The sequence below is a fragment of the Aestuariibaculum sediminum genome, from assembly GCF_014596945.1.
In the GTDB taxonomy this organism is placed as follows: Bacteria; Bacteroidota; Bacteroidia; order Flavobacteriales; family Flavobacteriaceae; genus Aestuariibaculum; species Aestuariibaculum sediminum.
The window spans coordinates 104,106-128,542 of record NZ_JACVXB010000002.1; the positions used below are offsets into that span (position 1 = coordinate 104,106).

Annotated in this window: 15 protein-coding genes; 7 read left to right on the top strand and 8 right to left on the bottom strand. The window is 34.1% G+C overall.

The genetic code is table 11. From position 1 onward, the window contains the following. Nucleotides 1-2: 2 nt before the first annotated feature. The 5 genes from ICJ83_RS05395 to ICJ83_RS05415 all read right to left on the bottom strand — a co-directional run bounded on the left by ICJ83_RS05395 (nucleotide 3) and on the right by ICJ83_RS05415 (nucleotide 8,174). Nucleotides 3-1,601: a family 43 glycosylhydrolase gene (locus ICJ83_RS05395; protein WP_188229355.1), complete on the bottom strand. Its 1,599-nt coding sequence runs from the start codon at nucleotides 1,599-1,601 to the stop codon at nucleotides 3-5. Between the two features lie 13 nt (nucleotides 1,602-1,614). Next, entirely contained in the window at nucleotides 1,615-2,739 is a 1,125-nt protein-coding gene (locus ICJ83_RS05400; RefSeq protein WP_188229356.1) for a glycoside hydrolase family 88/105 protein, read from the bottom strand. A gap of 104 nt (nucleotides 2,740-2,843) precedes the next feature. Then, on the bottom strand, nucleotides 2,844-5,576 hold the full coding sequence (locus ICJ83_RS05405) for a glycosyl hydrolase (protein WP_188229357.1): 2,733 nt from the start codon (nucleotides 5,574-5,576) through the stop codon (nucleotides 2,844-2,846). Nucleotides 5,577-5,597: 21 nt separating this feature from the next. Next, the gene (locus ICJ83_RS05410) at nucleotides 5,598-6,752 is read right to left on the bottom strand and encodes an oligogalacturonate lyase family protein (protein WP_223154607.1); all 1,155 of its coding nucleotides are present in this window, start codon (nucleotides 6,750-6,752) and stop codon (nucleotides 5,598-5,600) included. 120 nt (nucleotides 6,753-6,872) lie between these two features. After that, complete coding sequence (locus ICJ83_RS05415) at nucleotides 6,873-8,174, bottom strand: glycoside hydrolase family 28 protein (protein ID WP_317173262.1); 1,302 nt, start codon at nucleotides 8,172-8,174, stop codon at nucleotides 6,873-6,875. Between the two features lie 360 nt (nucleotides 8,175-8,534). Between ICJ83_RS05415 and ICJ83_RS05420 the strand changes: the two genes are divergently transcribed. The 6 genes from ICJ83_RS05420 to ICJ83_RS05445 all read left to right on the top strand — a co-directional run bounded on the left by ICJ83_RS05420 (nucleotide 8,535) and on the right by ICJ83_RS05445 (nucleotide 18,689). Next, the gene (locus ICJ83_RS05420; RefSeq protein ID WP_188229360.1) at nucleotides 8,535-11,504 is read left to right on the top strand and encodes a SusC/RagA family TonB-linked outer membrane protein; all 2,970 of its coding nucleotides are present in this window, start codon (nucleotides 8,535-8,537) and stop codon (nucleotides 11,502-11,504) included. A 31-nt stretch (nucleotides 11,505-11,535) separates the two neighbouring features. Further along, the gene (locus tag ICJ83_RS05425; protein ID WP_188229361.1) at nucleotides 11,536-13,119 is read left to right on the top strand and encodes a RagB/SusD family nutrient uptake outer membrane protein; all 1,584 of its coding nucleotides are present in this window, start codon (nucleotides 11,536-11,538) and stop codon (nucleotides 13,117-13,119) included. A 177-nt stretch (nucleotides 13,120-13,296) separates the two neighbouring features. Next, nucleotides 13,297-14,637, top strand: a complete 1,341-nt coding sequence (locus ICJ83_RS05430; protein ID WP_223154608.1) for a sulfatase-like hydrolase/transferase — start codon at nucleotides 13,297-13,299, stop codon at nucleotides 14,635-14,637. Between the two features lie 58 nt (nucleotides 14,638-14,695). Further along, nucleotides 14,696-15,664 (top strand): family 43 glycosylhydrolase, encoded by a 969-nt coding sequence (locus tag ICJ83_RS05435; RefSeq protein WP_188229363.1) that lies wholly within the window; start codon nucleotides 14,696-14,698, stop codon nucleotides 15,662-15,664. Between the two features lie 15 nt (nucleotides 15,665-15,679). Next, nucleotides 15,680-15,991 carry an L-rhamnose mutarotase gene (gene rhaM, locus ICJ83_RS05440; RefSeq protein WP_188229364.1) on the top strand — a complete coding sequence of 104 codons (312 nt, stop codon included), beginning with the start codon at nucleotides 15,680-15,682 and terminating at the stop codon, nucleotides 15,989-15,991. Between the two features lie 271 nt (nucleotides 15,992-16,262). Next, nucleotides 16,263-18,689 (top strand): DUF4982 domain-containing protein, encoded by a 2,427-nt coding sequence (locus tag ICJ83_RS05445; RefSeq protein ID WP_188229365.1) that lies wholly within the window; start codon nucleotides 16,263-16,265, stop codon nucleotides 18,687-18,689. 12 nt (nucleotides 18,690-18,701) lie between these two features. Here the strand turns inward: ICJ83_RS05445 and ICJ83_RS05450 are convergent, their stop codons facing one another. The 3 genes from ICJ83_RS05450 to ICJ83_RS05460 form a co-directional block, all read right to left on the bottom strand. Next, complete coding sequence (locus tag ICJ83_RS05450; RefSeq protein ID WP_188229366.1) at nucleotides 18,702-19,388, bottom strand: hypothetical protein; 687 nt, start codon at nucleotides 19,386-19,388, stop codon at nucleotides 18,702-18,704. A gap of 1 nt (nucleotide 19,389) precedes the next feature. After that, complete coding sequence (locus ICJ83_RS05455; protein ID WP_188229367.1) at nucleotides 19,390-21,255, bottom strand: hypothetical protein; 1,866 nt, start codon at nucleotides 21,253-21,255, stop codon at nucleotides 19,390-19,392. Between the two features lie 543 nt (nucleotides 21,256-21,798). Continuing rightward, nucleotides 21,799-22,974 carry a DUF418 domain-containing protein gene (locus ICJ83_RS05460; RefSeq protein ID WP_188229368.1) on the bottom strand — a complete coding sequence of 392 codons (1,176 nt, stop codon included), beginning with the start codon at nucleotides 22,972-22,974 and terminating at the stop codon, nucleotides 21,799-21,801. Between the two features lie 403 nt (nucleotides 22,975-23,377). Here ICJ83_RS05460 and ICJ83_RS05465 point away from each other — a divergent pair, with 403 nt between their 5' ends. Beyond that, nucleotides 23,378-24,430: a GNAT family N-acetyltransferase gene (locus tag ICJ83_RS05465; RefSeq protein ID WP_188229369.1), complete on the top strand. Its 1,053-nt coding sequence runs from the start codon at nucleotides 23,378-23,380 to the stop codon at nucleotides 24,428-24,430. The last annotated feature ends 7 nt before the right edge of the window (nucleotides 24,431-24,437 follow it).

The following is a 24,437-nucleotide window of genomic DNA, read 5'->3' on the forward strand; positions in this document are numbered from 1 at the left end:
AATTATTCAGATTTTATTAAAGTTACATCATCTATCTGGCAACTTGCATTTGCTTCACCATCGGCATAAAAACCGATTTCAATTTTACCATTTTTTACAGGGATATTTTTTAAGACTATTTCAGTCCAATTTTCGGATGAGCTATTAACAGCAAGTTCTTTTTTTATACCTGCACTTTCTGCATATATGTTAAGCGTATTAAAATTTCCTTTATGCTTTATTTTAGCTTTCAAATTAAACAGTGCATTAGGTAAATTTACATAAGGTGTAGATTCAATAATTTGATAAATCTTTCTTTTAAAAGGAATTTTATCTTCTATGTTCAAACTTTTTTCACCAATAACATATTTGCGATCCTCCTGACTATTGAAATAATTTAGTTGTGGGGAATCAGAATCTCCAACAAGTATTACATTTCCTTGATAGACTTTAGTTACCCATCCTGTAATATGTTCCTGAATGGGTTTGACAGGTGAAGGAATAGCTCTTCGGTCGGCTTCGAAACTTGGGTTTTTTACATAATTGTTGTCTTCTGCTACTTGCCATTCGCCCGTTGTTTCATTAAGATGCCAAGAATTTAGAGAATTAAAAATTGGTGTTTCACCTTCAAAAGACAAAGGTGTCCATTGATTGTAGCCGAGGCCATTTCCTGCGAATTCAGCCCAGCGATCGCCACAATACATAACCGTTTCTTTTTTATTACCCTTTATATTAATAAAAAAACCTGTTTGTGTAATATGAGCAAAATCGTCCATACATCCAGGAGTAATAAGCATTTCATTATGAGGTAAATAAGGTCCTTTTATGTTATCGGAAACTAAATAATAGGCATATGACGAATCCCAGCCGTAAAGATTTGAAGCAAAAACGTAATATTTGTTGTTGTATTTAAACATGCAATTTCCCTCGCGACCTTTACCCTTATAAATTTGATTGCAATCGAGTAAATCTACTTTGCCATTTTTTACACCAATTTCTGAAATGTATATTTTATTACGACCTCTTCCGTAGGAATATACCAGATAAGATTTCCCTGTATCGTAATCGGTGAAAATGGTTTGGTCGCCAGTGTTTGGCGTGCCAATCATTTCAGTCATATCAAGACGATTATGTTTTTTAAATTGTCCAGTAGGCGAATGAGACAAAGCGATAAGTACACTATTGTTATGTTGAATAAATAAGGCATATTGCTTTTTTTCTGGGACATAAGCCACGCCCATACGCCCTAACCAACCTGTACGACCATTTTGTTCGATCTCCTTTCTTTCCAATACATTGTTTTCAAAGTTCCAGTTTACTAAATCTTTGGAACTGTAGCAGGTAACTGAAACAAAATTATTTCTTTCATATGTTTCGTCAGGATTGTTTCTATACAATTCGGCTTCTTTATAATGCACACCATACCAATAGTAGGTTTCTTCACCTGTGTTGGGGTTTGGAAATTTAAAAATGCCCCCACCTTGGCTATAAATTGGCTTTTCATCTATAGAACTCCAGAACTGGTCATTTTTAATTTTGTTGAATTGTGCGAAACCTATTAAGTTTAAAAGTAATATTGATAAACTTATGTGTTTTTTTATAAATTCAAATTTCAAGATCATCTAACAGGAAATTTTATTCTATTCTATAAATTTCGGCTCCAGCTAAAAGGAAACACCCTAAACCATAATCTTCAAAATCGGGAACTTTAGTGTACGATAGAGGCATACCGTCTTTAGGCTCTTTTCCAGTAGATTGTAAATAACCTAAAAAACCGTTATCGTTTAAAGCTTCGGTAGTTATAGCATGCCAACCTTTTTGTATTACAGGAAGAAATTTGTCTTTGTCTAAAATGCCGTTGTTCACGCCATAAGCCATGCCGTAGATAAATAGGGCAGTACCAGACGTTTCTTTGCCGCCAAAATGCGAAGGGTCGTGCAAACTTGCATTCCAAAACCCATCGTTTCGCTGAATTGGGACAAGCGCTTCGGCCATAGCTTTTAAATCTTTAATGTATTGTTCTCTGTGTGGTGCATCTTCTGGAATGATAGATAACACTTTAGCTAATGCGCCAATAACCCAACCATTACCCCGACTCCAGTAACAATCTTCTCCATTAGGCTCGGTGTACGGCGGATCAAAATCGGCATCGCGCCACCAAAGTCCATCTTTAGGATTAAAAAGTCCGTTATCGCCATGTTTATCTCTGGTAAACATATACATGTCATACATTTTTTCGAAATAGCGCGTATCGTTTTCTAAAACGCCCAATTTAGCAAATACAGGCATGCCCATTTGAATCGCGTCAATCCACGACCAATCATCTAATTGAGGCGTGTTCAACAACATATTAATGCAAGCTTTTGTGTTTCTAAGTTTTTTAGAATCGGGTTCTAAATTGTATAAATCAATATAGGTTTGCGCCGCACAATAATCGTCGGCATTGCGGTTGGCATTCCCGTTTCTAAAACCCCAGTTATGAAATTCGGCCCAATCGTAGGCGTATTTATAATAGCTTTCTTCAGGATAAATGTCGTATAAAGCCATTAAACCTTCGTAATACACACCACGAGTCCAGATGTTACTGGGACGTTCTTTATTAGTGATGATGGTTTTACCAACATCGGGCCATTTTTCCATAAAATAACCGTTAGCAAGTTGCATGTTTTGTAAAATTTCCGCTCTGTTAAATGGTTGCTGGGCGAAGCTTAAACTAGCGATAAAAAGCGTGAAAAAGGAAGCCCATATTTTATTTTTCATCAGTTTATTTTTATTTGTTTTTAATTAGTCAGATGTAATTCGCCATTAAACTTTTCGGTTGGTACCAACTTAATTGTTATGGCTCATTTCATATTAAAATTGAATTATTTTATTGTTTGTTTTAGTGGTGTTAACGTTACAGGACCTAATAATCCGGAAGGCATCGGGTTCCATAGTGTGGCGTCGAATTTTTGATAATCTTTATTCACCATATTAATTTCGAAAAATATTTTCCATTCTTCGCCTCGTAATTCTTTAGCACGTATTCTATTAGCAGGCAAATTGGTGACTTGTATTTTTAATTCGTTAGTCCCTTTTTTCAATTTGCCTAATTGAATATTGAAAGGTGCCGACCAGACATCTTCAACATACGTGCCATTTAACCAAACCTTCGCACTTTCACGAACATCGCCTAGGTTGAGTTTCCAATTGTCGGCTTCTATTTCAGGAGCTTCAAATTGAATCGTATAAGTTGCTGTCCCCGAAAACGCTTCGGCTTCAGTATTTAAATTAGTCCATGATTTTAAAGTGTTAATTTTTGCAGAATCAGGAAGTTTTGGGCCGCCTTTTTGAAAATTGATTGTCCAGGTTCCTGTTATTGGTATCGCTTCTGCGGAAGCGTTAAAATACAGCCAATCCTTTTGCGATTTTTTATTTTCGGTTTTAAGAAAGAGCGATTTTCCAGGTTCAATTTGAAGTTTTACCAAAGTCTGATTTTCTTCTTTTTTAACCAAAGCATTTCCAACCTTGCGCGTTAACGGATCTAAAATAATCACTTCTTTGTTCTTTGCTGTAATAGGAATAAAACCATCAATCGTGTTCGATGTATGATTTACCAAATAGTATATTTTTTCACCATTTACATCTCTTCTAATGTATTTTAAACCGGTTTTAACTAAAGTTTCAGAATTTATATTGGCAGCTTTTAAATCGCCGAATAAATCTGATGTTGTTTCGAATAAGTTTTCATTGTTTGAAATTAAATCTGCTAATTCTTTATTTTGACTTTCGTAATCGTTAAAGCCAGGAACCGATTCTGGTAATCCTTCAAAGATGATATGCCCTCCAGCTTGTTTTAATTTAAGTAATTTTTTCAAGGTTTTAAGCGGCATAAATTCAGAATCTGGAACCACTAACGATTTATAAGTTCCGCCAGGTAAAACAATAAAACCATTTTCAACAGAAGCTTTTTCAATAAATTTATCTGAAATAAAATCGGTGTTAATGCCTTTATCCATTAAGGTTTTGCAGGTGTTGTAAAATGGTGTATCGTGCAGCCATTCGTCTAAAGAGTGAATTTTAAACTGAAAGAATAATGAGTTTTTTAAGTTTTTACCCCAGGTATCATAAATGGGCCAATAGAGTAATGTTTCGTTATCTGGTTGCCCCGATTGAAGCATGGATTGACAATTGGAAATATATGAAAATAACGATGGCACATCTTCCCAAATGGTGTTATTCGGATTAAAGTTAACTGAAGCATAGAATTTCCATCCTGGCCAACCCGCTCTTTGAGGGGAGTAGGTAGAACCGTGTAAAAATACGTGGTTAATGCCGTTAAGCATTAAATCTTCAACCTCTGGTTTACATTGTGATAAAGCTGTTTTAAAGTGGTCGCGAAGCCATGTAAAGGTTTCTGAGGATGTTAAAGGTTTCCCGGCAATATGTGCTGCCGACGACGAAAATTTTAGCATTACAGGATCGGCATCGCCTTCGCGAATATCTTCAAGTTCTCTGCGAAACCCTGGAATATCGTAAGGCATCGAACCAAATGTTTCACACTCTGGAATATCGGCAGAAGCGTATAAATCAATAAGGTTTCCAGGAGAACCGTGCGCTTGTAGTTTGGTTTTAAATTGTTTAGAATTTGCCCAGTATGTCCACGGAATATCGAATTTATTCAACAATAAATCCGATAAGGTTTCTCTGTAATCACTTTTAATACGGGTGCTAATTTCGTTATCGGTAGTGTCTAGCAATTGTTGTAAATGTGGTAATAAGTCGTAACCACGACGCGTTTTAAATTCATCAAAGAATTGAGGTGTAAATGTGGTACCGTAAACCTCGTAACTGTCGTTAAAAATAGCACGAATTTTTCCATCGAAACCTTTTAAAGCTTCATTAAAAGGGGCAACATACTCGTTTAAAGCCTCGGTAGAGTAGTGGTCTAAGGTATATCCTTTACCGCCCGGCGCAGCACGTTTAACCTGCTGGCGTGTTTTTCCGCTGAATACAGCATAAATAGTGTAATCGGAATCTTGAACTTGCCAGTTTAATAGGTTTTTGTTGTCGAGTTTATCGGTAATTTCTAGTGCATTTCCTGTATTATCGAAGGCGATAACATGTAATAGTTTAGCTAAACCATGCTGTTTTTTATCCTTCGGTTCTATGGTTTTGTTTATCGTTGCGCCTTTTTTTACGTGATATTTTTCAATAAGTAATTGCGTTGCAGCATACTCGGGAGTGACTTGCGGTCCGCCATAAGGCCAGCCTGTTCCTAAAACCATATCGACACCTATTTGTAAACTATCGGCGATACGAATGGTATAATCTAAGATATCCATGTATTTTGGCGATAGGAAATCTATAAAATTTTCTTCTTCACCTTTAACACCATAAATAGGCGTGATTTCTACACCACCTAATCCTGCTTTTTCAAAAGCTATTAAATGCGATTTAATGTTAGGTTTATCAACAGCACTTCCCATCCACCACCAGCGTGTCCATGGTTTTGTTGTTTTGGTTTGTTCTGGCCAAGGATTTGTATTTGGCTGCTTACAGTTAAAAAGCGTTAGGCAAATGACAATAACAAGCGAATATGTATGTTGAATTTTCATTGAAATTATTAAAATATCGAATTAATTGATTTTTGATGCTTTGGCGATATCTACAGCGTAAATTTGTGAATTTCCCTCAAAGTTAGCTCTAAATATAATTTGTTTCCCGTTAGGTGAAAAATGTACGTTTGGCTCTAAATCGTAATCATGATGTTTCATATTAACAAGCTTTTCAGAAACCAAACTATCTCCCTTGGGAGTAAAATGATATAGCCACATACCGTCTTTAGCGCGCGCCACTTGTCCAGGGTCGCCACCATCTCCGGCAAAAGATTTTTGGTCGGGTGAAATATTATAATGAATGGACCACTCGTCGCGTTTTAATGCGTAGCGTGTTTCTTCACCAGAATCTAAATTTTTTCCTGCCAAATAAAAAGTTACGCTACGAGGTATTTGTAAATCGAACCAAATGGTTTTTCCGTCAGGACTAAAAAATTCATGTCCCGCAATTTCACGATGTACTGTTCTTTTATGGATTAAAGTAGTGTCTTTGGTTTTTATGTTAATATTCCAGATACGATCTACTTTATGCCAGGGTCCTTCATGACAATACATAAGTAAATCTGTATGATCAGGGGAAAACTGTATATGATTAAGCCAAGCGTTTTCAGAGTAAATACTAGAGAATTCTTTTGTTTTTATATTGATGGTAATTAAGCTACGTTTTAGTTTAGCATCATAAATTTTATCGAAATAACTTGATTTTTTTGGGTTCTTTTTAAAAATCTCTTGCTCTTCTTTAGTAATTAATGCACCAGCTAATAGAGTTTCATCAGCATTTAAGGTGGTAACCGAGCCTATAACATCATCATTGAATTTGTAGATGAATTCTGTTTTATGCGTGTCTATATGAGTTGAAAATACACTGTCTTTTATCATGTAGAATATCTTTCTGGTTTTAGATCCTACAATTTCCCCTCGTTTATTGCCTTTTTTATTTGTGATTTGCTGAACCTCTTTCGTAGCCAGATTAACTGTAAAATATTGATTGCCTGTTGGGGTATCTCCCGAAAAAACCATTAAATCGTCTTGACCATCTGCAGATTTTAAAAAAGGGTTATTATGAAAATAGAAACTTCTGTTCGAACCTGACCTATTGACAATTTTTTCAACTTTATGACCAGTTATAGAATCTATCCATATTTTGGTTAGAGAACTGGTTTTTCCTGTTTTCATTATAGGAATATTAATTAAGCTTTGTTCTACCAAATCTTTCTCCGAAGAATTTGTCTTGCAAGAACAATGAAGTAAAAGTATACTTACTAATATGATGGATGAACATTTCATAAATTATATTTAATAGTCTTTAAAATTTAAAACATTAGAATGAATATGTTTTTCTTTTGTTAGAGTATCCACAATTACTTGTTTTAAAAAAATATCTTTAACAGGAAGTTCTTTTTGTCCTTCAATATTAGATATATATTGTGTTTTTGTTGTTTTGATATTTGTAAGGTGTATGTTTTCGATTGGTGTAAGTTTACGTTCAATTGTTGGTACTAAATCGCGCCATTGGTAAAGTACATCGGTTTCTATGCCTAATACGCCGTTGGCAATGTTACCAGCTTTAATATTTTCAACAAAAATATTCTTTACATATCCACCCCGACGCTCATTGGTTTTAATAAAGACTAAATGATACATTTTAGCTCTGTTTTCAACAGTACAGTTTTCTACATAAACATTTTCTATTCCACCCGAAAGTTCACTCCCAATAGCAACCAATTGATGCCCGTTTTTCATTATGCAATTACGCATTACAATATTTTTTGAAGGTGTGTTAAGTCGCCAAGCATCTTGATTTCGACCGGATTTTATGGCAATAGCATCATCACCTTGATCGAAAACACAATTTTCAATTAATACATTTTCACTCATTTCAGGGTCTACGCCATCATTATTATGTCCGTGAGCATAAACGTTTAAATTCCTGATTACTACATCTTTTGATAAATAGGGGTGAATGGTCCAAAACGGACTATTTTCAATAGAAATACCTTCTAATAAAATGTGTTTACTGCGATTAAACTGTATAAACTGCGGACGAAAATGAGCAGTATCATTTACCATTTGTCGTTCTTCAACAGGTTTGTTATATGAGGCGAGGTTGTAAAGCCGTTTTAAACTATTCATGTGGGGTTTTGGACGAGGAAACCAGGTTTCCCAAACATCCATTTTTGATTTCATAAGGCCCTCTCCAGTAATGGCAATATTCTCGCAATTATAAGCATAAACTAAAGGCGAATAATTATAACATTCCATACCTTCCCATGTAGAATGAACAGCAGGTAGGTAATCTTTAGGGGCTTCTGAAAATAGTAAAATAGCGCCTTTATTTAGATGCAAGTTGACATTACTTTTTAAATGAATGGCTTTGGTTAACCATTCGCCTTTAGGAATAACCACAATACCTCCATTGTTTTTGTTAGCTTCATTAATGGCATCGGAAATAGCTTTTGTAGTTAAATTTATGTTTCCTTCTTTAGCACCAAAAACCGTGATATTGAATTTTTTACAGGCGGTAAAATCAGGAATTTTAATAGCAGGCATGTTAAATGGAGCCTCTATTTTTATTGATGAAAATTTTATTTTACTCACCTGTTTACTGCAGGAATAAAATATCACGAAAACAAAAAGCAATAAGACCTTAAAATGTTTAGACATTAATTTGAAATGTTTGTTTAGTTGCGTAGTAAAGATATTTTTTAGGTTTAAAAATAGTATCCTGTAGCATCCTGTTTTTGTCGCACACGTGAAAAAAATAAACATGTGATTATACTTGAAAAATGAAATTGAAAAAGGAACACTATTAGTTATAATGTAAGATTATTCTTTGTTCAAAGCAGGTATGTACAGGATGCGTTTTACATGAAATACAAGTTTATTTGATTACCAGCTAGATGTTAGGTGTGTGTAAATCTGATGTTTAGCGAATAATTTAACTAAACTAAATAATTTATGAAAAACAAATTTACTCTATTATTGGGGTTGCTCGTGTATTTAAACATGTGTACATTGAGTTTTGCTCAGGAAAAAACTGTAACAGGAGTTGTTACAGATCAATCTAGTACTCCGCTGCCAGGTGTTAATGTACTTGTTAAAAATGCAAGTAGAGGAACAACAACAGATTTTGATGGGAACTATAGTGTTTCTGTTTCACTTGGTGAAACTTTAATTGTTTCCTATGTAGGTTTTAAGACTACTGAAGTTACTATTGGAAGCAAGGATGTTTACAATATTTCATTAGAAACAGATAATGCGCAATTAGATGAAGTGGTTGTTATTGGTTACGGAACACAAAAAAGGAAGGATGTAACTGGAGCTGTTGCTTCGATTAAATCGGAAAGTTTTATTGATGCACTACCCGTTGCACCAGAACAACTATTACAAGGAAAAATTGCAGGTGTAAACATTGTACAAAGTAGTGGACAGCCGGGTGCTGCTTCTACTGTAAGAATTAGAGGAACGAGTTCTATTTCTGCAGGAAATGATCCGCTTTATGTGGTTGATGGTGTACCATTACAATTTGGAAGTGCTAATAATAGCATTCGTGTAGCAACTTCTGGATCTTCACCTCTATCAGAAGAGGCCATAAACCCTCTAACTTTAATTAACCCGGCAGATATAGAAAGTATAGATGTCTTGAAAGATGCTTCAGCCACTGCTATTTATGGCTCAAGAGGTGCGAATGGTGTGATAGTAATAACCACGAAAAATAAAGGTAAATTTGGAAGTTTTTTAACTTACGATTCATATTTTGGTGTTTCAAATGTTAGAGAGTATTTACCTGTTTTATCAGCAGAAGAATACCGGGATTATGCAACAAGCAATAACTTGCCATTTTCAGATCAAGGAGCTAATACAAACTGGCAAAAGGAAGTATTTAGAACAGCCATAACGCAAAACCACAACATTTCATTTGCAGGAGGATCAGAAACAACTAATGTTACCGGTTCATTAGGATATAATAATCAGGAAGGAACCATTTTAAATTCTCGCTTAAAGAAATATACGTCGAGATTAAATGCCAATCATTCAGCCATTGATAATAGACTGAAACTGGGGGTAAATATAACATATGCAAATATAGATGATCAAAGAGCAGCAGTGAACTCTAATATTGCAGATGAAGGAGGAAATGCTTTAAAAGATGCCATTAGATGGGTGCCAACATTACCGGTTTACAATGCTGATGGTAGTTATTACCAAATTGGACCTTTACGAATAAACCCAGTATCTTGGGTTGATGTTACAGATCAAAGCGAGACATCGTTGTTTCTAGGTAATTTAGACGCCTCTTTTGAAATTATTGATGGTTTAAAGTTATCAACAAACATTGGGCATTCTAATGAAAATGTAAGTCGGTTTAATCAAATACCTTCAACGCATCCAGCAGGAGAAGGACAGGGAGGGTTCGCGTCGATTGGAAAATATAAAAACACCAATATTTTAGCGGAAACCAACCTTACTTTCGAAAAGCAACTTAATGCAAACAATCATATTTCTTTATTGGCAGGATACTCCTATCAAAGATTTGTAACACAAAATACATTTACTTCTGCAAATAATTTTGTGTCTGATGCTACCGAATGGAATTTAATTCAATCTGGAAGTATACAATCTAATACTTCATTTAAAGATGCGAATCGGTTATCGTCTTATTACGGACGTTTAAATTATAAATTAAAAGACAGGTATTTGTTAACGTTTACATTAAGACGTGATGGGTCTAGTAGGTTTGGAGCAAATAATAAGTGGGGTACTTTTCCTTCTGGTGCTTTAGCTTGGAATATAGCAGATGAAGATTTTATGACGGATTCTAAAATAAGTAATTTAAAACTAAGAGTAGGTTATGGTATAACTGGTAATCAGGAAATACCTAATAACCTTTACCGAGAGCAGCTTTCTATTGCTGGTTCTGCAGTATATTTGTTTGGAGGGCAAGCTATACCCAGTGTTCTTCCAACAAATTTTCCAAATCCAGATTTAAAATGGGAAGAAACTAGCCAGTTAAATACAGGTATAGATTTTGGTTTTTTTAATCAAAGATTTTCGGGTTCTATCGATTATTATGTGAAAAAAACAAACGATTTACTTTTACAATTCTCAACGGCAGCTCCTTCGGTTGTTTCAACACAATGGGCAAATGTAGGAGAAGTAGAAAATAAAGGTTTCGAAGTTAACTTAAATGCAGATATTTTAAATAAAGGTGATTTCAGATGGACGGCTAACTTAAACTTTTCAACAAATAAAAATGAAGTTATAAGTCTATCTAATGATAACTTTCAAAGAGATGAGATTCGAACCGCTAGTGGTTCGGGGGTTGTTGGTAATAATGCAGCCACACAAATAATTAAGCCAGGATTACCTTTAAACACTTTTTATGGATGGAAATTTACAGGGTACGATGAAAATGGTTTAGAAACATATTTAGATGAAGACGGTGAGGATGGAGCAGACGAAGTAGTTATTGGCGATGCAAATCCAGATTGGACCTTCGGCTTTAATAATACTTTTAACTATAAAAGAATAGATGTAACCTTAAATTTTCGAGGTGTAGTAGGTAATGATATATACAATAATACTGCGGCAGAGTTTTCATATGTAAGTCAGGCACCTGGTATTAATGTTCTAAAATCGGCCTTAACTACTGGAGCTAGTAGAACCCAAACAGCACAATATTCTTCACAATGGTTAGAAGATGGAAGTTATTTAAGGTTAGATAATTTAACCGTAGGATACAATTTTAATGTTGATAAAGTAAGTTTTATTAATAAAGCAAAATTGTATCTAACAGGTAGTAATTTATTTGTTATTACGGGATATTCAGGTTACGATCCTGAAGTAAGAACACGATCTGTAGGAATAGATTATCTCGTTTACCCTCGACCAAGGACTTTTCAGATAGGAACAAGTATCTCATTTTAATTAAAACCAGTAAAATTTAATGAATCACAAAATGAAAAATATATATAATTTAATAAAAAAGGTGAAGTTTCTGGTTATTAGCTGCACGTTGCTTGTAATAACAGCCTGTAGTCTTGAAGAAGACGTGTATTCTATATACACGCCAGAAACATTTTATTCAAATGAAGCACAAGTGCTTTCTTCTTTATCAGGTATTTATAGGAACTTTGCTGCTACTACCGGTATGGGAGTAGAGTATAGATGTTTAGAACTTCCTGCCGATCAGGTAGTCGTGCATGAAAAAATTCAAGGCTGGTGGGGCGGAGCTAATTTTGCAGAACTTATGGAACACACCTGGACACCGAGTCATGCTTATATAGCTGGTACATGGAATTCCTATTTTAGAACAGTTGGGCAAACAAATGCTTTAATAGCTTCATTAGAAAGTTCAGCACTAAGTGAAGAGGAAATTGCAGGGCCACTTGCTGAATTACATTCGTTAAGAGCTTATGCCTATTTCTTCTTAATGGACTTATTCGGAAACGTGCCGATTTTTACGCTTCCAAAGGTTGATGCTCTAAATTTACCTGAACAAAATACTAGGGCAGAGGTTTTTGATTTTGTAACTTCTGAATTAATAGAAGCATCTAAAAATTTGCCAACTAAGGCGGCTTCAGGAGATGGCTATTATGGACGTTTTACAAAAGAAGCAGCTCAGGCATTATTAGCAACTATTTATTTAAATGCTGAAGTGTATACAGGAACCTCAGAGTATGAACTAGCTGAAAAATATGCAGACTCTGTAATAAACTCTAACGCTTATAGTTTATTACCTGATTATTTTGATAATTTCGTTTATAATAACCAAAATAATAACGAGTTTATTTTTGGAGCAATTTATTCACCAGATATTGCTGGAGGTATAGGGCATCCACTTGTTCAAAAAGTACTTCCAGGAATACAGGGTGGATTATTTGGATTACCGTACACTCCTCAGAATGGATTTGGTACTAGACCATCAATTTTGGCACTGTATGAAGATGAAGACGATAGAAAAAAACTGATAATACCTTATGGAGAACTAAAAGATCCTAGAACAGGGGAGACTGTAATGGTTGAGCGCATTGTTCCAGATAATAACTCAGTTCTATATAAAGAAGGTGTGTCTTCAGAAGGACCTGTTCCATATGAAATTATTCCAGCAACAGGAATTCGTTTACAACCAATGAATGCAGGTTTAAAATGGATTAAATGGGGCCTAGACCCTAATACCAATGGCGGTAATGCTGGAAATGACATTGCATTTATCAGGTTTGCAGATATTCTACTTATAAAGGCAGAGGCCCTTGCAAGACAAGGTAAATTTGATTTAGCCAAGGACTGGGTAAATAGAGTAAGGTTAAGAAGTCATGCCAACCAATTAGATAGCGTGACTTTAGATGATATTTTAAACGAAAGAGGTCGAGAATTAGCCTTCGAAATGAGTAGAAGGCGTGATTTAATTCGTTTTGGGAAATTCGGAGATGCTTGGGAGTTTAAAGAGGTGTCTGAGCCTTATAGAACTATTTTTCCAATTCCTAAAACAGCTATCGAGTCTAACCCTAAATTAACACAAAACCCAGGGTACCCGAACTAATTAGTATTGAGTTTAATAATTAAAATGCACTGCAGTAATTTTGCAGTGCATTTTTTTTACAGTATACCACAGGATACTCTTCAAATTCTAAACTAATATATTTACTATCAAAATTAAATCTGAATATAATTTCTTATGATCAATAGGTATTTACAAGCTACTTTAAGTTTTTTCGTATTGTCTTTACTTATAAGTTGTCAAAAAATATCAAATTCAAGAACTAGTAAAGAAAACCTAAGCCAACCAAATTTTTTAGTAATAATTACGGACGACGCGGGTTGGAATGATGTTGGTTATAATGGTTCTGAAATTAAAACGCCGAATATTGATAGTTTAGCGCACCGCGGAGTAAAATTAAATCGGTTTTATGTAAGCCCTACCTGCTCACCTTCGCGGGTTTCTTTGTTAACAGGCATGCCCTCAAGTAGAATTGGTGTTGTTGCCCCTATTAGCGGAAAAAGTAATAAAACTTTACCTGATTCTATAACAACCTTACCACAAGCTTTAAAACTAAACAATTATCAAAATGCTTTATTTGGAAAATGGCATTTGGGGTTAGATATTAATAACGGACCTAATGCTTTCGGGTTTGATTATTCTTATGGATTTTTGCATGGTCAAATCGATCAGTATACACACCGATATAAAAATGGTGATGCCAGTTGGTATAGAAATAATAAAATGATTGATGAAGAAGGCCATACCACAGATTTAGTGACAAAAGAAGCGATTGATTGGTTAACTAAAAAACGCGATACTTCCAAGAGTTTTTATGTGCAGTTAGCCTACAGCGCTCCACATTTTCCGTTGCAGGAAGAAGAAAAATGGAAAGCACCCTATTATAATACAATAAAAGATAGCTCGAGAATGGATTTTGCAGCAGCCATGACGCATATGGATTATTGTATTGGCAAAGTTATGGAAACATTGAAGTCTGAAAATCTTGAAGAAAATACGTTAGTTATTTTTATGAGCGATAATGGAGCTATGGAACATTGGTATCCAACTTATCAATACGATGGAAAATTTAAAGGAAATGATGTTTTAGGGAGTAATTTTCCGTTGCGCGATTGGAAAACTTCTAATTTTGAAGGCGCCATTCGAGTACCTGCAATAGCTTATTGGAAAGATCATCTAAGTCCTCAAGACAATACAAATTACATGTCAGTAAGCGATATTATGCCAACCATTTTATCATTAATTGAAGCAGACATTCCTGATTATGCTGAAGGAACAAATGTTTGGACTTCAATTTTAAATGCTGAAATAGAAACCAATCACGATATTTATATACGAGGTCATATTCAGGAAAGCCTTATTCATAAACCTTGGAAAATTATTAGAAATCGTCACAAAAATGGTTCATTAGCAGTATATCAATTATATCACATTGAAAATGACCCAGAAGAAAAATTCAACCTGATTAATGATGAAGTTGAAATTGCTAAACAAATGAAAATTTTACTTGAAAAACAGTTTTTAAAGGACGATAAAACAGTAAACGTAGAATTAAAATAGACACTTTTTAGAATAAATGAAAAATAAGCTAATTCACTTTATATGTTTATTATTTGTAATGTCAGCATGTGTATCCCAAAAAACAAAATCAAACCAAACAGAAGTTGCCGATAAACCTTTGTTTAGAGACCCGGTTTTCGACGGGGCTGCCGATCCTTCTATTCTTTATAATGACAAAGAAAAACTTTGGTACATGTTTTACACCAACCGCCGGGCAAAAGATACCACTTTAGGTGGTGTAGCTTGGGTGCATGGAACTAAAATTGGTGTAGCGACATCTAAAAATGGAGCACATTGGTCGTATAAAGGTACTTGTAATATCGATTATAATATTGAAAATGTTACACACTGGGCTCCCGATGTTTTAGAGTTTAATGGGTTGTATCATATGTATTTAACCATTGTTCCTGGGATTTTCGAGGGGTGGTACCACCCACGATATATTGTACATTTAACCAGTAAAAATATGATAGATTGGGAGTTCCAGTCTGAATTAAAACTAGCATCAGAGCGTTGTATCGATGCCGATGTATTTCGATTGCCTAACGGTACCTGGCGCATGTATTACAATAATGAAAACGACGGAAAATCTATTTATTATGCTGATAGTAAAGATTTGTATCATTGGGAGGACAGTGGAAAAAAAGTTATAAAAGATAGGGGTGAAGGTCCTAATGTATTTCAATGGAAAGGTAAAAACTGGATGGTTAATGACGCCTGGCGTGGACTTGGTGTTTACTGGTCAGATGATTTTGAAGTTTGGCATCGTCAGGAGAAAAATATTTTACAAATTCCTGGGACAGGTAAGGATGATCAAGTTATTGGTGGGCATCCCGATGTTGTAGTTCGGGGAGAGAAAGCATACGTCTTTTATTTTACGCACCCAGGTCGAACCCCTGAAAATAAAGGAAAGGATACTTACGACACCAGAAGAACGTCCATTCAAGTGGCAGAATTAAAATATGTTGATGGTAATATTATATGCGATCGAAATGCATCAGTTTACATCAATTTAAATAAGAATTAAATCAATAAAAACAGTATGAGAAATGCTTTTAAAATGAAGCTGAAGCCTGGTTTTGAAGCCGAGTATAAAAAACGTCACGATAAAATCTGGCCAGAGCTTTCAAAATTACTTTCAGAAACAGGTATTCAAGATTATAGTATTTTTCTCGATGAGGATACTTTAACTTTATTTGCAGTTCAAAAAATAAGCGACAATTTCGATCACGATTTACTGCCTAATCATCCTATTGTTAAAAAATGGTGGGCTTACATGGCTGATATAATGGAAACAAACCCAGATAATTCTCCAGTTGCTATACCGTTAAAAGAAGTGTTTCATTTAGATTAGTAGTTTAAATTAAAAGTAGGTTGATAAGAATAATTATTTTTCAATTTATATATAAAAAATGATAGAGTGATTAAATAGGCCTGTCGAAAATTTATCGTAAAATTTGAAGTGAAAATACCTTGAAATTTTAGGCTGTTTGAGCGCGGTGAGTTCCTAAAATTTAGGTGTCGAACGATAAATTTAGATTCGTAAGCCTAGACTTTTTTGTTTCTTTTTTGGGCAATGCAAAAAAGAAATTAGATTACAATTTTGATTTCTAAACATATATTTCATGCGATTTTTATTTTTAATAGTTTTTTTTAGTGTTTTACATTCAACTTCAATTTTTGCACAATCTCGCAGGGTTATCGATTTAAAGGATGGTTGGAAATTCTCTAAAGGAAATATAGAAAAGGCATCTCAAAAAGACTTCGACGATACAACTTGGGAAACCGTAACCGTACCACATGATTGGGCCATTTACGGACCTTTTGATAAGGAAATCGATAAACAAACCGTAGCCATAGAGCAAAACGGCGAAAAAACGGCAACAGAAAAAACAGGGCGTACAGGTGCTTTACCCTATATTGGCGATGGCTGGTACAGAAAAGCATTTAAACTTTCAGAATTAAATAAAAACGAAAAAGTATTGTTGACATTTGATGGAGCTATGAGTCAGCCAAAAGTTTATGTCAATGGTAAAAAAGTAGGCGAGTGGAACTATGGTTACAACTATTTTTATTTCGATATTACTGATGTTTTGGAAACAGAAAACGTATTGGCAGTTCATTTAACCAATCAAGGTGAGTCTTCTCGTTGGTATCCAGGAGCAGGATTATACAGAAAAGTGCGGGTAATAGTTAAAAATAAAGAAAGTATAGATCATTGGGGAACATTTATAACAACGCCTATGGTTTCAAAAGACATCGCTAAAATTAATGTCAAGACCAATATTTCAGGAAACAACCTGAAATTAATTACCGATATTTTTGATACAGAAGGTAATAAGGTAGCTTCAAACGAAACAACAACGATTTTTCAGAATCAATTCGAACAAAACATACCTGTTAATAATCCAAGTTTATGGAGTCCAGAGTCACCGTATTTATATACAGCAATTTCAAAATTGTATAAAAATAATCAATTAATTGATGAGGTTAAAACTCGTTTTGGAATTCGATATATTGCTTATGAAGCTAACAAAGGTTTTAGTTTAAATGGACAGGTTCGAAAATTTAAAGGCGTGTGTTTACACCACGATTTAGGCCCTTTGGGTGCAGCGATAAACACTTCGGCGTTACGCAGACAGTTACGTATTTTAAAAGACATGGGTGTCGATGCCATTAGGAGTTCGCACAATATGCCATCTTTGGAACAGCTGGATTTATGCGACGAAATGGGTTTTATGTTTTTAGCAGAAAGTTTTGATGAATGGGCTAAGGCGAAAGTGAAAAACGGTTATCATCAGTTTTTTGAAACCGATGTCGAGAAAGACTTAGTTAATTTAATTCATGCCACTAGAAATCATCCATGCATTGTCATGTGGAGTTCAGGAAATGAAGTGCCCGATCAATTTGGAGCAGCAGGTGTTAAACGTGCTAAGTATCTTCAGGATGTTTTTCATCGTGAAGACCCAACACGTCCTGTAACAGTAGGTATGGATCGTGTTGATCAAACTATGAAATCTGGCTTTGGAGCCCTTTTAGATGTTCCAGGTTTAAATTATAGGCTACATTTATACGAAGAAGCATTCGAAAAATTTCCGCAGGGGTTTATATTGGGGTCCGAAACAGCTTCTACAGTTAGTTCTCGAGGTGTTTATAAATTTCCCGTTGAAAAGGCGAAGATGAAACAATACGATGATTTTCAGTGTTCGTCTTACGATTTAGAGTATTGCAGTTGGTCTAATGTTCCCGACGATGATTTTGTACTTCAGGATGATAAACCTTGGGTTATAGGCGAATTTGTATGGACAGGTTTCGATTATTTGGGAGAACCAACACCTTACGATACCAAATGGCCGTCGCGTAGTTCATATTTTGGTATTAATGATTTGGCGGGTTTACCAAAAGATCGTTTTTACTTATACCGCAGCCGTTGGAACACCAAAGATGAAACGTTGCACATATTGCCACATTGGAATTGGGAAGGTCGTGAAGGCGAAACTACACCAGTTTTTGTCTACACGAGCTATAATAGTGCCGAGTTGTTTATTAACGGAAAAAGTATGGGCGTACAAAAAAAGAATCACGATTCGCCACAAAATCGTTACCGCCTCATGTGGATGGACGTAAAATACGAACCCGGAACTGTAAAAGTGGTTGCTTTTGATGATGATGGAAATCCTACAGAAGAAAAAGAAATACACACCGCAGGAAAGCCTTATAAAATTGTATTGGAGCCTGAAAAACAAATCTTAAAAGCAAACGGCGAGGATTTAGCATTTGTGAGAGTTTCAGTAGTCGATAAAAATGGCATTCCTTGCCCAAAAGCAACTAATCAGCTAAATTTTAAAGTTTCCGGAGAAGGAATCTATAGAGCAGCGTGTAACGGTGATGCTACCTCGTTAGAGTTGTTTCATTTGCCAACCATGAAATTGTTTAGCGGGCAATTGGTTGTTTTGGTTCAAGCTAGTAAGCAACCAGGAGATATTAAATTAAACGTAAGTGGGAAAGGATTAAAAAAAGGTGTTATACATTTGAAGTCTATTAAAAATTAAATTAGAAATTGTTTAAAGGGGAATTTCTATTCCTATACCAGTTCTAAGTCCAGACCAATTTGTTTTTACTTTTTCTCCGCGGTCATTTTCTAATTGAAAGTCGTTATTTTCTTGAAATTTAAGATTTCCTCCAAAAGTGAGATCAAAACCAATAGATGCTTTTAGAATAAAAAATGACATGGGGTAGCTATAAATTAAGCGACTTCCAACACCATAATTAATGGCGTTAAACCTTATGTTTTCTGTTCTTTTATCATCTAAAATTTGTGTGTAGCTTTCAATTTTCATTAAACTAAACATTCCAAATCCACGTAGACCTAAATTAAATCGATTATTAGTTTTGGATAAGTGAACTAAATATTCGCCTCCCAAAGTAAAGGCGGTTAATGGTTGTGTGATCCTAAGTATACCGGAATAATCTGAATAAGATATTTTACCACCAGTAGTATTGTAGCTTAGAAAAATGGCGGCATTAGTGTAATTAAAATTATAGCCCAAAGTGAAGCCTATATTAGCAGGGAAATTATCGTTAACTGTTAATTCAACCTCGCTAACATCATTAATGAATTCCTGTTGAAATTCTTTTAATGAGTTATGAGAAAATGTATTGTAATTTATTTCAAAAAAAACACCATCGTTTTGACCAATGCAAAACAACGAACAGCTGGTTATAAATAGAGTGACTAAGTTGTATTTCATTTTATTCATTCATGTATTGATCTAAATAATATCCGTTACGGTTTATCATTATACCATTAGCAAACCAATAGCCATTAGGAGGTAGTTTGTCCCAAATAGATACGACTCCTCTAACTTGAATTCTTTTAAAAGTATTATTTGAAAAATTATAAGAATACGCATAAGGAGGGCCAATTTGTTCAAAACCAAATTCACTTCTAACAAACAACATTTTTTCAGAGCCATAATCGTAATCTATAATGTTAATGCGGGTAAGCTCTTCGATAGTGGATTTTGTTTTATTTTTTAAATTAAATATTACAGGATGTTCGTCGTAGGTATTATAAATACATAGGTTTTCGGCTGCTACAAACGCTACGGCGTTTATTTCATTATTTGTTTCCGTTTGGTATATTAGGTTTACGGTATGGTTGGTAATTTCGAAGATGCTGTTGTTAGCAAAAAAGTATTTACCATTATCAGCTATTTTAAAGTATCCTGTTTGACTAGAAGTATAAAATTTGGTTTTTGTAATGGGGTCGAATAATGAAATGGTATCCTCGTTAACAATTGCAATTACGTTGTTTCTGTAATATATTTTTCCGCTCGTTTCTCCAAAGGTTGAAAGAGACCATTGTTTTATAATCGACAAATTATTTTCGTCTATTAAGAAAGTTGTTTTACCAGCGTCAATAATGAGGTTACCCGTTGTTGGATTAATAGTAAGCCTTGAATTGTAATAGTAATCCTGATCAGAAATTTGTTTAGATAGTTCGACATTTAAATTGGAGGCATTTCTTTTTTCGAGGGTAATTTTTACCAAACAGCTAGGACAAACACGATATGTTCGTAAACTGTAAGTGTTACTGTTCCAGTTGTTATACATAAATTCGAGATAACCACCTGGGCCATAATCGTCTTGAAATTTATGGTAGTAGGATACCAAGTAGAAAATACTGGTTTTAAATTGATTCTGACCTGCGTTTTCGGCATATAATTCCAAAGTAATACCTGCTTTAGAATTATCAAACACGATGGTTTCGTTAACGGTGGTTTCGCCGCCTAAAGAACTAATTGTATGAATCTTTTGGTTTGAATCTGTGTAAGTATAATAATCAAAATTACCGTACAAGGGATGCTTGGGGACAATGAGTTTGTATTGGTATTCGTTTAAAATGCGCATTTCCGGTATAATTTTTACTAATTCTACTCCAACCACATTACTAGTTGATTTTCCTCTGGTATTCTCAAGCGAAATTTGATATGCGATTTTGTTACTTTTATTACGAGCGTCGCTAAAGTTAGGCACTATGATGTCGTTATAACTTAGTTTAAAAAGGTCCTTTTTTGAAAGTTGCCTATGACCTACAGGAACGTCATTTTCTATAACAATAAGCAGTACTTTATCGAAATTCATTTTCTTTATAGGATTCCATGTGAAGTATATGGAACCATCAATAATTTCAGCATTTTTTAAAACAATAGTTTCTGGAAGAGATTTATCGACTATAAAATTGAATTCTTCTGTTTTTACATACCCTTCCTGGCCGTTTAAATCGGCTAAGCTTCCAGAGCCTGACGAAAAAACATATTCTACTTTTAATTTATGCGTGCCGTCTTCTAAGCGTTCGGTATTAATGGTGAATTTGCCATTTATTCCGCTCCCAGATTCAATTAATTCGTCGTCAACATAAATATTTATTTGGTATAAATAGTGTTTGTTGTTGCCTTGATAATTGTACACGATTTCTGTGGGAACATAAAATTCCTGATTATCGCTTAGGTCGTATAAATTAAGTGAAACCGTAGGTGTGGGTTGTTCGATATTGGTAAAAGCATCTTCAGAAAACTGGTATTCACAATTTAGTAGACTTAATAATGAGGCCATTATTAAGGTGGTTGAAAGTATATTTTTTAAGTTCAATTTCTTTCTTTTGAAAAATTAAATATTTGAAATAGCTTCTTAAGCTACGTTAAAGAAACTTTTCTATTATTTTGGGAAGAGCTGGAAAGATACAAATTTGAAGGATAATTCTATATTTTTTTGTAGTTTTTTTCTTTTATTTTTCCTGAAGTTTCTTATGTCTAATTGTCTGAATCCTGGAGGCTTCATTGTAACAACTAAGAATCCCAAGTAACACATGTTTATGTATTTACTTTTAAGTTTATTAATACGTTTTACCAGATAATTACTGATTATTTATTAGTTTGTCAAGGAGTTAGTGAATTGAAAGTGACATCCTAAAAGAGTTTCCTTTGCTATTATTGAAACTGTTTAAAGGGCAATTGGTAATTTTCATAGTCTGGTAATATTAAGTTAAAAGTGACAGGTAAAGGCTGGAAATCAGGTTAAATTAAATGGGATTCAGTCATAGTATAAACCCTTAATTATTTTAACTATTTGCAGAAAATAACTTAGTATATAAATAATTTACTTGTTAATATTGTTAGGAATCCATTTCCGTTCTGTTCCGCATCGCCATAGCCACTCTAACGGGCCGTATTTAAACAACTTAAACCACCATTTGCTAAACCATACTTGCAAAATAAACACAAACAAACCAAGTATGAGAGCCATTGTTCCAGACAATTCTAAAAGTAAATTCAGGCCATAACCATAAAAAATAAATATGCCAAAAACCGACTGTGCTACATAGGTGGTAAGCCCCATTTTACCAACAGGAATAAATTGTTTTATCACATTTTGTGTAACACGCAATTTATATAAAAATAAAACAATACATATATAGAGTAGGGGGATAAATATGTTGGCTGCATCCTTAGCGATATATCCAAAAAATCGACCTAATTTAGAATATGGCGTAACCGCAAAATAGTAATAAATACCGATTAATGGAAAACCAAAAAGCGCAGTAATCCTTATTAATTTTTTTAAATTGAGTTTATGAATGTTTTCATGCCATTTTTTTCTCCCAATCCATAAACCTAAAAGAAAAAGTCCTGGTACAACCCAAAGTCTTCCACTTATCAATAAATAATGACACTTATTAATGACACCAACTGTACTATTTGAAATGAATAATTTTAAATAATCGTCACCTATTATTAGATCGAAATACCGTCTTGCTTCTTCAATACGGATATTTTTTAGTAATATTAGTTCGCTTCGGGGAATAGGCTTACTAAATAAAGCTACTGTTTTAATAATAATTTCAGGCCCGTTAAAAGCAAGGAAAAGACCTAATATTAAAATTATTCTATTGTTTAATTTTCGGCATAATATTAAAATCATTCCGAAAACTGCGTAAACCGTTAAGAAGTCTCCTCTGTAATGTATATGATGAACAAATCCTATGATGAAAAGTAAGATTAAGCGCCAAGCAAATTTTGCAGGACTAGCATGTTTCTTTTGGTCCAGAATAAGATAAAAGCTAAGACCAAATAACATGGAGAAAATAGCATAAAATTTACTAACAAATAGCTGCTCGACGATAAACTTCGAAACATGGTCTATGGAATATATTATGTTAAAACCAATATATTCTGGAGGTACTATACTGGCAAGAAAACCTTGAAACATATGGGTCATTACAATACCAAACAGAGCAAAACCTCGTAATGCATCTATCTCTTCAATTCTTTTCATATGTCGAATTTGGTGCCAGGTTTTGGTTCATATGTGTTCTCTTTTTACTGGTATTGATTTACGGTGAAATGAATGCTATAGTTTATTTTTTATAAACTTTTTTAAAGGGAGTTTGAAGATATGAAAATATTTATAACCATATCATTTTAAACATTACACTAAGAATTGAAAATCTAAGGCAACATATTTTTCGGTTTTTCATTTTCAATCTATCCGAATATATCCATTGAATAGAAATCAGGACTTTAAGTGTAATGGAATTAATGATTTTTGCATATAATTTCGTGACAATGAGTGTGATTAATCTCGTTAAATAATTGTATATTAATGTTTTGTGTTTTTGGTGTTTTGATTATGTCATTTTATCTACTATTAGACCATTAAGTTTTTAAAGTATATTTCTATGGTAAAATATCGATTGGCAACTTATAAAGATAATGATCAACTTTTAAAATTAACAAGTGCAACTGCAATGCCGGGTACTATTTCATTGCGTATTGATCGGTTTCCTGATTTTTTTAGATTGAATGAATTACGTGGAGAAACCAAAGTTTATGCTGCTGAAGATAACGGTTTAATTATAGGTTGTATAAGTGTATCACGTCAAAATGTTTATTTATTAAATAAAGCGCATCCCATGTGGTATGTAAGTGATTTAAGAGTTGCAGCTACACACCAAAAGAAAGGCATAGCATTAGGTTTGGTACAAGAAACTTATAAATATTTAAAAAGGGTAGAAGCCGATATATTGTTTGTAAATGTCGCCGAAGGTAATAAAAGACCTTTTGTTTTTTTGTGTGAAAGCGCATCATACCCAGATTTTCAATCATTAGGGGTATTTAAGGTTGTTCAATTCCTTGGTTCAGACAAAACCAATAAATCGTTTGAATACCAAATTAGAGAAACCAAAGCGAATAATGAAAATATAGAATTTTTAAATGCTTACTATTCCAAATACGAATTGGCATCACTTATAACACATGATAAAGTAAAGAACACCCAATTGTTTGAAGTGCGTTATCAGGATAAATTAATTGCAGTTATGTGTCTAGTCGATACCATGAATATGAAACAAAATGTTATTGTGAAATTGCCTTGGTTTCTAGAAAAGATGGTAATGGTTTTAAATCGTATGAGTTTAATGTTAAAAATATCTAAACTTCCGCAAAAAAATGAAGCAATTAACATGTTATATATAAAGTATCTGGCGGTAAAAGATTTGAATCGAGATCTTATTTCAGAACTAATTACGCATGCGCAGCATTGTGCGTTTTTAAAATCCTATTCTTTTGTGTCTATTGGTTTACATGAAAAAGATGACTTACTAAAATATTTGCCCTTAAAAATCAGATTTACGTTTAATTCTACAGGACTGATTGTTAGTTTAAAAGATAATCAAGATCTATTAAGAAAAATAATAAACGGAGTGCCTTATAAAGACTATTCAATTGTATAACCAAACT

What these genes read in the sequence shown, in the direction of transcription:
- ICJ83_RS05400 (WP_188229356.1), bottom strand. Translation starts at nt 2,739, where the DNA reads ATGAAAAATAAAATATGGGCTTCCTTTTTCACGCTTTTTATCGCTAGT.
- ICJ83_RS05395 (WP_188229355.1), bottom strand. Translation starts at nt 1,601, where the DNA reads ATGATCTTGAAATTTGAATTTATAAAAAAACACATAAGTTTATCAATA.
- ICJ83_RS05420 (WP_188229360.1), top strand. Translation starts at nt 8,535, where the DNA reads ATGAAAAACAAATTTACTCTATTATTGGGGTTGCTCGTGTATTTAAAC.
- ICJ83_RS05445 (WP_188229365.1), top strand. Translation starts at nt 16,263, where the DNA reads ATGCGATTTTTATTTTTAATAGTTTTTTTTAGTGTTTTACATTCAACT.
- ICJ83_RS05465 (WP_188229369.1), top strand. Translation starts at nt 23,378, where the DNA reads ATGGTAAAATATCGATTGGCAACTTATAAAGATAATGATCAACTTTTA.
- rhaM (WP_188229364.1), top strand. Translation starts at nt 15,680, where the DNA reads ATGAGAAATGCTTTTAAAATGAAGCTGAAGCCTGGTTTTGAAGCCGAG.
- ICJ83_RS05435 (WP_188229363.1), top strand. Translation starts at nt 14,696, where the DNA reads ATGTCAGCATGTGTATCCCAAAAAACAAAATCAAACCAAACAGAAGTT.
- ICJ83_RS05450 (WP_188229366.1), bottom strand. Translation starts at nt 19,388, where the DNA reads ATGAAATACAACTTAGTCACTCTATTTATAACCAGCTGTTCGTTGTTT.
- ICJ83_RS05425 (WP_188229361.1), top strand. Translation starts at nt 11,536, where the DNA reads ATGAAAAATATATATAATTTAATAAAAAAGGTGAAGTTTCTGGTTATT.
- ICJ83_RS05410 (WP_223154607.1), bottom strand. Translation starts at nt 6,752, where the DNA reads ATGAAAACAGGAAAAACCAGTTCTCTAACCAAAATATGGATAGATTCT.
- ICJ83_RS05405 (WP_188229357.1), bottom strand. Translation starts at nt 5,576, where the DNA reads ATGAAAATTCAACATACATATTCGCTTGTTATTGTCATTTGCCTAACG.
- ICJ83_RS05460 (WP_188229368.1), bottom strand. Translation starts at nt 22,974, where the DNA reads ATGAAAAGAATTGAAGAGATAGATGCATTACGAGGTTTTGCTCTGTTT.
- ICJ83_RS05455 (WP_188229367.1), bottom strand. Translation starts at nt 21,255, where the DNA reads ATGGCCTCATTATTAAGTCTACTAAATTGTGAATACCAGTTTTCTGAA.